This window comes from Bacteriovorax sp. HI3, from assembly GCF_059738875.1.
Genome location: NZ_AP026946.1, coordinates 1,201,868 through 1,214,865, shown reverse-complemented (window position 1 = coordinate 1,214,865; position 12,998 = coordinate 1,201,868). Strand labels below are relative to the sequence as shown.

The 12,998-nt window shown below is 41.6% G+C and carries 12 protein-coding genes; 2 read left to right on the top strand and 10 right to left on the bottom strand.

Features of this window, described 5'->3' with window-relative positions:
• Positions 1–25 precede the first annotated feature (25 nt).
• The 5 genes from AC6JA8_RS06095 to gltX form a co-directional block, all read right to left on the bottom strand.
• Positions 26–1,147, bottom strand: coding sequence for a hypothetical protein (locus AC6JA8_RS06095; protein WP_497976248.1), 1,122 nt, complete (start codon positions 1,145–1,147; stop codon positions 26–28).
• 7 nt (positions 1,148–1,154) lie between these two features.
• Positions 1,155–1,862: a PulJ/GspJ family protein gene (locus tag AC6JA8_RS06090; RefSeq protein WP_497976247.1), complete on the bottom strand. Its 708-nt coding sequence runs from the start codon at positions 1,860–1,862 to the stop codon at positions 1,155–1,157.
• Between the two features lie 130 nt (positions 1,863–1,992).
• On the bottom strand, positions 1,993–2,745 hold the full coding sequence (locus AC6JA8_RS06085) for a TIGR02147 family protein (protein WP_497976246.1): 753 nt from the start codon (positions 2,743–2,745) through the stop codon (positions 1,993–1,995).
• Positions 2,736–4,019 carry a hypothetical protein gene (locus AC6JA8_RS06080; RefSeq protein WP_497976245.1) on the bottom strand — a complete coding sequence of 428 codons (1,284 nt, stop codon included), beginning with the start codon at positions 4,017–4,019 and terminating at the stop codon, positions 2,736–2,738. Before AC6JA8_RS06080 ends, AC6JA8_RS06085 begins: the two co-directional genes overlap by 10 nt.
• Before the next feature lie 121 nt (positions 4,020–4,140).
• Positions 4,141–5,577, bottom strand: a complete 1,437-nt coding sequence (gene gltX, locus AC6JA8_RS06075) for a glutamate--tRNA ligase (protein ID WP_497976244.1) — start codon at positions 5,575–5,577, stop codon at positions 4,141–4,143.
• A gap of 136 nt (positions 5,578–5,713) precedes the next feature.
• On the opposite strand from gltX, the gene AC6JA8_RS06070 reads away from it, so the two are divergent.
• Entirely contained in the window at positions 5,714–6,331 is a 618-nt protein-coding gene (locus AC6JA8_RS06070; protein ID WP_497976243.1) for a hypothetical protein, read from the top strand.
• Here AC6JA8_RS06070 and AC6JA8_RS06065 read toward each other — a convergent pair.
• Both AC6JA8_RS06065 and AC6JA8_RS06060 read right to left on the bottom strand, forming a co-directional pair.
• Positions 6,328–7,767, bottom strand: a complete 1,440-nt coding sequence (locus AC6JA8_RS06065; RefSeq protein ID WP_497976242.1) for an aldehyde dehydrogenase family protein — start codon at positions 7,765–7,767, stop codon at positions 6,328–6,330. The genes AC6JA8_RS06070 and AC6JA8_RS06065 overlap by 4 nt on opposite strands.
• Before the next feature lie 25 nt (positions 7,768–7,792).
• Positions 7,793–8,047: a hypothetical protein gene (locus AC6JA8_RS06060; protein WP_102242904.1), complete on the bottom strand. Its 255-nt coding sequence runs from the start codon at positions 8,045–8,047 to the stop codon at positions 7,793–7,795.
• Between the two features lie 218 nt (positions 8,048–8,265).
• Here AC6JA8_RS06060 and AC6JA8_RS06055 point away from each other — a divergent pair, with 218 nt between their 5' ends.
• Positions 8,266–10,260 (top strand): thiamine pyrophosphate-binding protein, encoded by a 1,995-nt coding sequence (locus AC6JA8_RS06055; protein WP_497976241.1) that lies wholly within the window; start codon positions 8,266–8,268, stop codon positions 10,258–10,260.
• On the opposite strand, the gene AC6JA8_RS06050 is transcribed toward AC6JA8_RS06055, so the two are convergent.
• The 3 genes from AC6JA8_RS06050 to AC6JA8_RS06040 all read right to left on the bottom strand — a co-directional run bounded on the left by AC6JA8_RS06050 (position 10,257) and on the right by AC6JA8_RS06040 (position 12,990).
• Entirely contained in the window at positions 10,257–10,952 is a 696-nt protein-coding gene (locus AC6JA8_RS06050; RefSeq protein ID WP_497976240.1) for a hypothetical protein, read from the bottom strand. The two genes, AC6JA8_RS06055 and AC6JA8_RS06050, sit on opposite strands and share 4 nt — an antisense overlap.
• Positions 10,953–11,222: 270 nt before the next feature.
• Entirely contained in the window at positions 11,223–11,669 is a 447-nt protein-coding gene (locus AC6JA8_RS06045) for a phosphatase domain-containing protein (protein ID WP_497976239.1), read from the bottom strand.
• Between the two features lies 1 nt (position 11,670).
• Positions 11,671–12,990 (bottom strand): MFS transporter, encoded by a 1,320-nt coding sequence (locus AC6JA8_RS06040; protein WP_497976238.1) that lies wholly within the window; start codon positions 12,988–12,990, stop codon positions 11,671–11,673.
• Positions 12,991–12,998 lie beyond the last annotated feature (8 nt).

Genomic DNA, 12,998 nt, shown 5'->3' with positions numbered 1-12,998 from the left:
CATATCTCTATGCCAATAAAAAGACCTAAAAACAGCCCCAGTACCCTCGGCATTCTGTATATGAATACCCGGCCATAACGTAATAAGAAATTGTCCCATCACCTGCAACAGAAGTGATCGTATAGGAGCATCGACCATTATAATTAGTGCCACAATTGCAATACGATTGGTTGATTGTTGAGCAAGAGCGAACATAAGCATCATTACACGTTGGGCTTCCCCATGAATTATAACTGGCCACCAATTCATTACAGTGCTGTTGCGGACGATTTGGATCCTTAGTCGTAAAGATCGCTCCTCCACTATTGCCTGAATCAAAATTCGCGCAGTAACTGTCGGCCTTCCAGGTACAACAGGCCTGCGTATTACAGCTCTGGGATAAAACTGGTGCTCCACATGAAGGAGCAGGTGCTACGGGAGTGCAACTCTGAGAAAGCGGAGCTGTAGCCCCACACACTCCAGGATTAACGGGCGTGCAAGGAGCCGTGGTGCTTGGCTTAGGAGCGACACATGCGCTATCAGCAAGCACAGTTGCCCCTTTTTGACACTTCACTGATCGCGTCTGCGTTCCACTGTTTGCCGAGTAATTACAAGTAGCGCTCCGTAACTGGCTTCCGGAGTTAACATTGTACTGGCAGGTTCCTGAGGTTCGTGATTGTGTTCCTCCGCCACAGGAAAGAGAGCAAGTTCCCCAGGCCCCATAGCTGTACCCCGCCGAACCACCAGTGCAAACTCCCCATGGTGTATAATCCCAGACCCCATTTCCCCCAGAGCAAGACCCAATATTTGTCACAACCCATTTTGGGCAAACTACCATATCTAAATGGTCACGCAGTTCTTGAAAATGAATACGTTTAATTTGCGTTGAAATTGAATTAAGAACATCAGTCCAGCTGACAGCAATGCCAAGGTCTTCAATCGCCCAACGCATTTCCTGAAGATGGGCCTTTTTTATTGGTGTCTCTTTGGCAATAATCACGGGATCACTCCATATTTTTACAGGCAAAGCACACTCTAGTCGTTTCTCATTAATGGCCGTTCGCAATTCTGTTATATGCAAAGCCTTTATAGTTCCGTTACTGACAAGCGACTCACTCCACGCCATCGCTTTAAGGGGAAATAGCAGGAGAAAAATCCACTTCATCATTTTACACTCATTGATATGTCGGCGCCGTACAGACAGGAGCTCCTGTCGCATCTAAACCATTCAAGCTAAGACCTGCCGGACAGGTCAAAGTTCTACAAACTGCTCCACCAGATGAGTTAATATCCTGAAGCAGTTGACCGGCTGGACAGCTAGGCAATGCACACCTAACCCCCGAATCACTCCAGACTCCCCCAAGAGAAAGACATCCATCTTTTAAATAAGACTCGGCATCACTAAAACAACTTGAAATTGGCCCTGTCGAAGTGGCGGCAACAACTTGTAACTGGATAGTGAAGTTCTTCACTTTTCCGATGGCCATTTTTTTCATTCGTTCAAGTGTCACCACGAGCTCAACGGTGCGAGTCCCGTCACTTCCAACAATATTTGTATCTTCTGTTTTCATCGAAGTAATAGCTAGTGAGTTGTTGCCATATTTTTTGCCCACTTCATAAATAATGGCGCCGCTAGAATTCTTGATTTGTGTTATCACTTGCCCAAGAGAAAAATTTTTAAAAGTATTCTCACAGGCCTTCTTATCAGCAAGAGTCGTAGTCAATATCCTTCTCATTTCAAGCTCCTCCATCTTCGTTTCCGAAGTCACTTGCCCTGACATCATATTCTTCATCATCGAAGCCACTCCCAGGGAAAGAACACTCAAAAGCCCCATGCCTATCAGTATCTCCGTCAGAGAGAATCCTCTTTGATTAACACTCACCATTCACTCCTTGAATTGGTAAAAGAATAAAAACTAAACAATTTAAATTATAGAAGAGAGACGAATGCTACAAAATGAAAAAGAGTGTATCTGGATAAAAAGCGCTCCCCTTTTTTTTGGGAAGCTGTGATTATTTAAGATCTTCAGGTGAAACATCGCTCATTGGAAAAAGCTGAATATTGAGATTGTAGATGTGATTGCGGCTTCCTGATGTGGCAACTTTATCAACCTGATCTTTAAATTTCTCAATGAGTTCAATGATCTTCTTATACTTTTTTGTGTTGAAAGGAATTGTAATCGACGTCACAAAACGAATATCGGAGCTCACTTCATCAATACGTTCGATCACATCCTGCAAACGCTTTTTATGCCCATTTCTGATAAGCTGATTCGGAATAGGCTGAGTGGCCAGCGGTTGCGATGAACGTTTTAGTTTCTCGCCTTCACTTTTTGCCAGGTAATTCATCTGAAAAAGTTTATCCACAATGGAGCTTACTTGTTGTGGATTCTTTTTTAAAATTTTAACAACTTGGGCCTTACTCATACCATCAGGCTGTAATTCAAAGGCGGTCAAAACTGCATACACAAGTGGGTCGCTTAAAAACTCATAATGCTCAGTGGGAATCAGCTGTTTCTTAATTTTCTTCTTTTGAGCTAAAATGCTTTCTTTAAATTTTTTTGATTCCTCTGAAGAAAGTTTCAACGATACGATAATTTTCTCTGCAGTTTTAAGAGTGATTCTTCTGCGCCCTTCCAGGTATTCAGACAAACGTCCCGAAGGAATGTTTAAAAGTTTGGCAAAGGCCCTTTTAGAAAAACGCGGATTTGTTTTCTGGCGGATTTGGTATTGTTTTAAAAGCCACGCTTCAGGTCTCATGGCCATTTGGGAATGTCGTATTTCGTTGAACAGAATGAATAGGGCTTCCAAACCCCCTCTTCCATAACAACTGGTTGATCTGCAAAAAAGAACCACTGATTATACTCAGGGTCTAGGAATGTTCCACATATTTTTGCTGCTGAACTGGTGACACGTCTAATTTCTTCTTTTTCATTAAACTCAAGTCCAATTTTTCCCATGATATCTGCCATCATTAATAGAGGGAAGTTGTACTTGTCAGTAATATAGTAATCTTGAGAGACTTTGCTCAGAGGTTCATTGCGAAACGCTTTTACTAACTTGTTATTAGCAAACTCGTAGTCAGTAACAATGATTTCGCCATAAAAAGTTTTGTTATCAATAAGTGGGAATTTCAAAACAGGACAGAAGCTCTTCATTCCTGTAAAAACTCCCACTTCAACTTTTGTTACATCCCCAGTCCTATTTAAATAAACATTTCCTTTGAGGGCGTCATTAATACACTCAATATGAAAACGTTCATTCCACTTAAATCGTCCGCCCCAAGAAAAGGAAGTCAGCTCATTTAACTCATTCCAGTTGAGAGTTGTTCGAATCAGATTGTTTGGCAATTGTTCATAGAGAGAAAATTCCGTATTTTTGAATTCACCGTATTTAAAATTAAGCTTAACCAGTCTTTCTAAAAAACTGCGCTCTGACATTGTTTTAAATTCTTTTGAATACCATTGACCAATAAACTCTCGCGCTCTTTGAGTTGTCGGGTGGCGCTCTTCGTTGGTTGCCAGATCCAAAAGAACGGCTTCATGAAGTATCAGGGCCGATTTATCTAGAAGTGAAAGTTCATTCCAATAATTGGCCTGAAAAATAACTTGAGTGAGATTAGTCTGGGTGTCCTTAATCTGCATTCCAAGTTGAATGAGTTCGCAGTGACTTTCAATTGAGGTGTAGCCAACATCTTGGGTCAAAACAAGCTTTTCATTTTTCCCCGTAAGACGGTAGTTTTTTAGAATAAGCTCTGTTTGGGCCTCATAGCGCTTTGCACGTTTGGGTGCCAAGCGCTTAAGTTCGTTCAATTTTTCTTTTAGGAGTCCTTCCAGGCTCGTTGCCGTGGATTCTTGAAGGATGCTTCCGCGATTTTTTTCTTCATATAAATCGAGAAGCCTGATGACTTTATGTCCTTTCGTATCAACGCAAAGGACACCATGGCCCCCATTTCCCCATTCATTTGAAGATGCAAATACATTAGTAGATAAGAGGTAAACCCCTGCCACCAGGACAAGCTTTGAAAGAAAATTCATCATTTTCTAGTAATATCTATTAAACAAATTTACGTCAAGGAAGGAGGAGGTCCCAGTCAGCAATAAGTGCTCTCATTATTTTTGGGAGCACAAAAAAAAGGGCTTCCAAAGAAGCCCTCATTAGTTACATATTGATTCTTTTTTCTAAAACTTCAATCGGAGTCAGAGGAACAATAAACTTTAAATCAGACCCGTGCGCCTGAAGAGTTAAGACAGCTCTAATTCCCATGAAAAGCTGCTTGCCTTTAATTTTAAGCTCGCCTTTAACGTGGTTGCTCCATTCATTATATTCAGCTTCAGTGACAAATTTCTTTCCTGCCGCTTTAGCTTTTTCAATTTCACCTTTTAAGTAGGCCTGAATTTGTGGAGTTGTCTCCCAGCTTCTTGCCTCAACGTAATCAGCTTCTGTTGAAACTTCGCAGTCGAAGTAAAGTTTTAAAAGAGGAATGATATCACTGTAGAAGTTCATTTTTTCTTTACTTAAAGTCACACAGCGAGCTTTCCACTCAGCATCCATTTTGTGGAATGGGTGATCAGCAGGAAGAATTCTTTCAACTTCAGAAATCAGTTTTTCTGTTGGAAGAAGTCTTAAGTGCTCTCCGTTGATGTGGTTAAGTTTTACGATGTCGTAGATCGCTGCAGATTTAGTGAAGCGGTCTAAATTGAACATCGTTCCCAGAGTGTGAATATCGAAAATATCTTTTTCTTCAGGGTGCGACCAGCCCAATTGAAGAAGGTAGTTCAGCATCGCTGATGGAAGATAGTTTTGCTCTTGATATAGTCTTACTGAAGTTGCCCCGTGACGTTTTGAAAGCTTCTGGCGGTCTTGACCAATCAAAAGAGAAACGTGACAGAATGTTGGAGGTGCGGCGTTGTAAGCTTCATAGAGAATCAGCTGGCGAAGAGTGTTGTTTAAGTGCTCTTCAGCGCGGATAACGTGAGAAATCTTCATCGTCATATCGTCGATAACAACCGCAAAGTTATAAACTGGAATATCGTTAGCGCGAACAATAACGAAGTCCCCTACCATGTCTTCAGGGAATGTCACCTCTCCACGAACTTTATCAGTGAATGTGTAGGCTTTTTTCGGAGTGATACAACGAACGACAGAAGGAAGCCCTCTTGCCATTTTATCGGCCACGTCCGCATCAGATAAGTGTCTGCACGTCCCATCATAATGTGGAGGAAGACCTTTTTCTTCTGCGATCTTTTTCTTTTCTTCTAAAAGTTCTTCTGAACAAAAACAGCGGTATGCTTTTTTCTCTTTAAGAAGTTTCTCTGTGTATTCTTTATAAATGTGCAGGCGTTCTGATTGTCTGTATGGCCCGTAGTCTCCACCGACATCTGGTCCTTCATGGTGTTGTAGATCAAGCCACTTCAGGTCTTCAATCTGAGCTTCTTCATATCTTCTTTCTGATCTTTCAGTATCAGTGTCTTCAATACGAAGAACATATTTTCCACCCATTGCTTTAGCAAAAAGGTAGTTATACATCGCAGTTCTAGCTCCTCCGATGTGAAGGTATCCAGTTGGTGATGGGGCAAAGCGTACGCGAACAGTCATGAGGCTCTCCAGTAAATTAACGAATGCTTACTTTAGCAGGGAATATCTTATTAGTACATTGAGAAGACCATAAAACGGCTCACCGCCCCATCCTATTTTATGCTAGAATTAACTCAAACTAGTTTAAGAGGTTCATGTGAAAACTCATCTCCTATCTCAAGTGACCATTCTTGGAGTAATCATAGTAATCTTACTCATCCGGCATCAACGTCAAAAATCTCGCAAAAATGTAGATCTCTATGGCTTTTTCCTGCCTCAATGGACTCTTCTGAATGACAAAAATAAAATTTTAGAAATTGAAAATGATTTCAAAAGCGGAATCATCGCTGCAGGCCTGATGCAGTACGGATTAGATATATCGGGAGGTCACTCCCATCAGCAACACTCATCAGGCAAAGCCTTTAGTGGATTTATTAAATTGGAATCTATAAATGGTTTTATAGTCGTCCAACAACTTCCCAATGAAATCTTTCATAGAACGTCCAACTTTAGTCGACATAGAAAAGCAGAGTATCGTTATTTCCAGGGAAAAACCTCAACTCACTACTCAGAATTAAGCAATATTGATTCTTATCAAAACAAATTTAAAACTCTTAATGAAGAAGTTAATCTGCTAGATCAATTTGTTGGTCAAGGAAAATGGCACATTGTTATTTTTGGAGATAAATACTATCTCCTCGCTCCTGAAATTTTTAAGGAGGAGGAGATTAAAAGATTTCTTGAAATTGGTTTAAGTCTTCAGGCAAAGATTTAATAAACAAGTAATCGCGGCTCAAGCATCTCTGCCATGGCGTATTTCACACCTTCGCGCCCAAAACCTGAATCCTTCACCCCGCCATAAGGCATCGTGTCGATTCTGAACCCCGGCACCCCATTAATAATCAAGGCCCCGACTTCCAGATTCTCGTGGGCGTATTTCATTTGAGAGAGCTGATTGGTAAATAATCCTGCTTGAAGTCCGTAGCGCGAGCGATTGATTTCGCGGATGACTTCATCGAAATACTGCACTTTTTCAATAATCGCCACCGGACCAAAAGCCTCTTCAGCGACAATCTTCATGTCTGCAGTTGTGTTGGTTAAAAGAGTTGGTGAATAAAGCGAGTGCTCTAAATCAAGAACACTTCCACCAAAGATCACTTGAGCACCTTTAGTTTTAGCTTCCTGAATCCAGCTGTCGATTCTATCGATATGGACTCTATCAATCATTGGCCCAACCACGACACCTTCTTCGGCCGGGTTTCCAATTTTTAACAGACCTACTTCCGTCTTAAATTTTTCCAGGAACTCATCAAAGACTCCAGCATCAACATAGATTCTTTGAACTGAGATACACACTTGTCCGGCGTAGTTGTAGGCCCCCATGGCAATCGCCTTAGCGGCTTCATCTAAATTGGCCGTGCGATCGACAATAACAGCAGCGTTTCCACCTAATTCAAGGACAACTTTTTTCTTTCCAGCTTCGCTTTTTAACTTCCAGCCCACTTCTGCAGAACCAGTGAATGAAAGCATTTTTAAACGCTCATCTTTAAGCATTAAAGAAGCTTCCTCATTCTGACAAACCACTACGTTTAAAACGCCGGCCGGAAGACCTACGCGCTTACAAAGTGAAGCCAGAGCAAGAGCTGTTAGTGGTGTGTATGGTGATGGCTTTAAAATCACCGGACACCCAACAGCTAGGGCCGGAGCGATTTTATGCATGGCCAGGTTGAGTGGAAAATTAAAAGGAGAAATAGCGAGAATGGGACCAATGGGATAATTTTTTGTATGGGCCGATTTGCCTTTACCTAAACCAAAATCCATTGGGACAACTTCACCGCTTACACGGATAGCTTCATCGGCCGCCGACTGAAGAATAAGGAGAGATCTCTCCACTTCCTGAGTGGCATAATTAACGGGTTTTCCACCCTCTGAAACAATGAGGTTAATAAACTTATCGCGCTCCTGGAAAAGCCCTTCTCTGATTTTTAACAGGTAGTCTCTTCTTTCAGCAGCACTGATTTTAGAATAGCTCTGGAAAGCCTGGACTGAATTGGCGATAGCAAACTGAACTTCAGATGGATCAGCGTACGACACCGTGGCCAGAGGGCTTTGGTCGAACTTGTTTTTGACCACTAAAATATTAGTCGTTGAGTGACCAACCCATTCGTTATTAATAAAACTTTTTGCTTGTAAAACGTCTCGATTTTCCATGCAGCTATTTTAGCTACACTGAGACCTAAAAGCCAAATGGAGAGTCGGCCGCAGAAGATAATTTTTTTGAACGAGTCGCAAGAGCACGCGCAAAAGAAAGGTGCTCTCTCAGGAATCTCTTCTCACCGATCATGAAAAGTTCAATAGAGTGGATATAGCATAAACGCACAGGGGCAACTGAGTTTTTATAAACCTTATAGAGCTGCTGAGTCACAATATGGTCTTTCGTCCCATTTAAGAATCTGTAGTCTTTGCCTTCCGATTTACAAATTTCGCACATACCTCTACCTCACAATAGATTTTATCGTCAGAGCAGGCCCTTTTCTTAAGGATTTTTGGGCCAACATAGGGAAACTGAGTATATTCGGAGTATTCCCTTTAGTTTTAGGCCCTAAGCATAATAAATCTTTAGGAAAATAATCCTAAAAAATGCCACAAAGTTTTGCTATGCTTTACCAAATTTTAGTCCAATCTAATTAACCCATAGGAGATTTCCCCATGATTAAAGCGCTCAACTTTAAAGCATCGCTCGCAATGAACCCAAAACAATCTCCAAAATATGCTCTTACTGTGAAGAACAAAGCTGGTCAGGATGTAACTGTTGCTGATCCTCGCGCGACCCGTGCTCTTGTAGCATTGATGAATCAACACGCGACTATTGGAGGAGCTGCTTGCCACTGGGGTGGACCTGCTGCTTTTGCTGAAATCATGGCCGCAACTCACGCTATTATGTTCGCTGATAAAACAAAAAACTGGTTTGATAGTTTCCACTTCGTTAACGATGCTGGACATACTGAAAACGGCATCTATGCTCTAAGAGCAAACTACGGCTTTGATGATCAAAACTTTGAAGGCCTGAGAAAATTCAGAAGCATTGAAAGTAAACTTACTGGTCACGGTGAAGCTCACCTGAATCCTCAAGGAGTTTTAATTTCTAACGGTCCTCTTGGCTCAGGTCTTCCTCAGGCGCAGGGCCTGGCGATGGCCGATAAAATTGTAGGCAACAACCGTGTGACAATCTGTACGATCTCTGATGGTGGGGCCATGGAAGGTGAAGCACGCGAATCATTCGCTGCGATTCCAGGTCTTGCTGCTAAAAATAAAATGAATCCATTTGTGATGATTGTTTCAGACAACAACACAAAACTTGGTGGAAGAATTGATGCTGATTCATTCTCAATGAACCCAACGTTTGAAGCCCTTGCTCCACTTGGATGGGAAGTTGTAAAAGTGGCTGAAGGCCATGACCTGCAAAAAGTTTATGTGACCATTGAAGCGGCGATTGAAACGGCAAAAGCAAATCCGGCCAAACCAGTAGCAATCGTTTTTAAAACAATCAAAGGTTACGGTGTTAAATCAACTGTAGAGAGTGCAAGTGGTGGCCACGGCTACCCTCTTTCTGCTTACGATGAAAAACTTGTGGCCTTCGTTAAAGAAATCTACAACGGTGAAGCTCCAGCTGAATTCGTAAGCTGGGCAGAAGATATCTTAAAATCAAAACCAGCTCCAAAAGAGGCTTCTGCTCCTGCAGCTAAAACTGAAAAAGTTCAGGATGGATTTGCCCGCGCGATTATCCGTGCAGCTAAAGAAGGCCTTCCGGTTTTCTCAATCTCATCTGATCTTCAAAGCTCAACTGGGATTAAAGCTTTCCACAAAGAATTCCCGGACCGCTACATTGACGTTGGTATCGCTGAAGCAAACATGGTTTCATCAGCTATCGGTCTATCTAAAGTAGGTCTTATTCCAATCGTCGATACATTCGCTCAATTCGGAATCACAAAAGGAAACCTTCCATTCATTATGGCCGGTCTTTCTCAAGCTCCAGTGATCGCCCTATTTTCTCACACTGGTTTCCAGGATGCTGCTGATGGTGCCTCTCACCAGGCGACAACATACTTTGCTGCTCTTTCATCAATCCCACACATGAACGTTGTAAACTGCTCTTCTTCAAGCGAAGCAGAAAGTTTAATGTACGAGTGTCTGGTTCAATTTGCTAAAGACCGTGAAGCTGGAAAAACTCCAAACTCAACAGTTTTCTTCTTAGGAAGAGAAAATCACCCGGTAAGCTACGTTGAAGGTGCTAAGTACACTTGGAACAAAGCTCAAGTGTTAACAGAAGGATCTGACGTCACAATCGTGGCAGCAGGGCCAATGGTTGGAAAAGCGCTAGCTGCTCAGAAACAACTTTTAGAAAAAGGTGTTAAAGCAACAGTTATCAATAACTCATTCATCAACCACGTTGATGTTGAAACATTAAAGTCTGCTCTTGCTAAAACAAAAGGCAAGATGATCACGGTTGAAGATCACCAGGTTCTTGGTGGTATGGGATCAATGATCATCCACGCTCTTCATACGAACGGTGTTGAGTTTAAGGCAAAGACACTGGGAATTGGCGGAGAGTTCGGACAAAGTGCTTATAAAGCAGACCAGCTTTATGCTCGTTTTGATTTATCTGCTGAAGGTATCGTTAAAGCTTATAACTCCCTTAACTAAAAGGGAGTTATAGCACTTAGCCAGATTTGTCTGACTGATGAGAATTGTTTTGCATTCGTTGCACTTGAACATAGAGAGTAACGAATGCGGTCTTTTTCCACTCCAAAAAATTTCTTACCCGCTTGTGACGTTGAAGTAATGATTGAAACTGCTTCAGTGCTCACAAGCGATTTATCCTTGTTAAGTTTCGCAATCTCAATGCGATCATAACCTTCGCTGATAAGAAGATTTAAACGTAGCAAATTATTTCCGCTCGTAATCTGATTTGAAACCGCTCCATTTTTTGCAAAAGCATCACAAAAAGGTTTCATCACTCCAGACTGGTCAGTGATCACGTCTCTGAAGAAATTGACTCTCGTTGAAACGTATTCAAAATCTGTTGTACTGGTATTTGAAATAGAGGCCGGAAACTCTACGATTGTTGATGGATTAACCTGACCACAATCTCTGCTCTCCCCTCTAAAACGGAATTGCTCCTGCATATTTGTAATCGTTTCAAAAAGCTCGCGCTTATTTTTTAAAGCAGCACAAATTCTTTTTCCGATCACAACTTCAGAGTCGGTGAAATTTCTTTCAGTTGAAACAACGATCGGCTGATTTCCCTGCTCTGGTTTATCATCAGTTTTTGACTGTTCCATTTTACAGCTAACAGACATAAGCATGGCGATCGCCACAACAGAAGTTAGTTTCATATTTTACCTTCCTTAGTAATTATCAATGAAAAGAGTATCGAATCCGTAATAATCTAAGGATAGGTTAATAGAAGGCCTTGATTTAAGCAAATGCGATGAGAGAAAACCCACTAACATTTTCTTAAGACTCATGAAGGCTTCATTTTCAAAAGAGACAAGAGGCCAGTTGGGAACTTGATAGAATGTATTCATAACCAAAAAATCCTTTTTCATGGTTTTCTACGACTAGAATTTCTACCACGAGGATTTTTGATTGAATGTTAAGATTTCCTAAAAATCTCCGGGAGCACATTGCAGACATGTAAGCCCCATCTTTCTCCAGCGCTCGACAACGCTTTTTCGGTCATCTACAACGAATAATACTTGAGCGTGATTCTCGATTTCATTTCTGTACAACTCTTCTTTGACATCAGAGTCTTCACGGAAATCGTTTGCGGCCCTCATATATAGTCCGTCATGCTGAACGTTATGACGCTTAAGCCATGCTTCCGTCATTGCACGGAAGTTCTCGTCTCGACCTGTGACAAAATAAACGAAGTATCCACGGGCCTTCATGGCCGCAATCAATTCAATACACCAGAAATAAGACTCATCCTGATCCATGGCCTCGTTAAAAGCTTTCCAATTTTTTGGTTTGCTCTTTACGTGATGAACCCGGTGTTCAACGTTGCAAAGAGTTCCATCTAAATCAACCAGGATGGCATTGTATTTACTCAAACTAAAATCTCCAGAACTTATTAAATTCCTCTTTATAGAAATATAAAAGAGCAATACACATACCGATATTCAAGCCGCCAAGAATCCCCATGATCAGAGAAAGAGAAAACTTTTGTTGATGAAACAGCATCAGAAGAATTGAAACACTCACCATCGCCAGAGCGTTGATGATGTTATTTCCGGCCACAATTCGCGAAAGCTCGCTGTCTTTAGTCACTCTTTGAAGTTCCGCAAACTGAGGAACAGTAAACATTCCACCAAAAAGAGAAAGGAGAAATAAATCGACAACCGTTCTCGCGCTCATATTAAGAGCAAAAAAATCTTTGATCCCAATATTTTGAGTCAGGCTCAAAAGAAAACTCTGTCTTGAAGCAATTTTAATAACGTAAGATAAATCGAAAATCACCAGGGTCATTGCCACTAAACTCATTGGGATCACCCAACGCCTCACTTTTCCTTTCGTTGCCTTCTCCAGGATAAAAGGACCAAGCCCCATTCCGATAGTGAAAGTAAAAAGCATCATTGTCGCCACTGCTTCACTGCCATGGAAAATATCTTTGGCCACTAAAGGCAGAAGTGATAAAAGCCCTGCCCCCATAAACCAAAACCAAGAAAGACCGACAATTAGTAGTGCAGTCATTGGATTTCTAAATACCAGCTTTAAGATGTCTCTTGTCGACGTAAAAAAGTTCCAGTCGACTTTGATCTGGCGGTCTACTTCGTTAATCTCGTTAGGATCTTTTTGTAGCGGAAGTTTTTTAGCGTAATAAAGCCCGAGGTAAGCAATAATTAAAAGCACGGCGATCAGTGGCCAGTAATTATCTCCAAGGCTCGCGGCGATCCCACCAATAATTGTTCCGAGTAAAATGGCCACAAATGTCCCGGAACTCACCATCGCATTAGCAAAGATCAATTGTTCTTTAGGTGCATAATGTGGAATGAGTGAGTATTTGATCGGTCCAAAAAAGGTCGACTGCAACCCCAGTAAAAAAAGCACCAGTAGCATGATGTAATAATTATCCATCATAAGGCCCAGGGCCCCGAGAATCGCAATCCCCACTTCTGCTTCTTTGATTCGGTAAGAGAGCCAGACTTTGTCCAAACGGTCTGCTAATTGACCGCTGGTTGCTGAAACTAAAAAGAATGGAAGAATGAAGACACCGCCACACAAAGCGACCATTGAAGCTGAATTAACTCCAAAAAGACTGATATTTTTATAAGTGATCAGGATGACCAAGGCACTTTTAAAAAGGTTGTCGTTAAGTGCACCGTAGAGCTGCGTCCAAAAAAGCGCATTGAGTTCTTTTGAAATTTTTCTCATGAAACTAT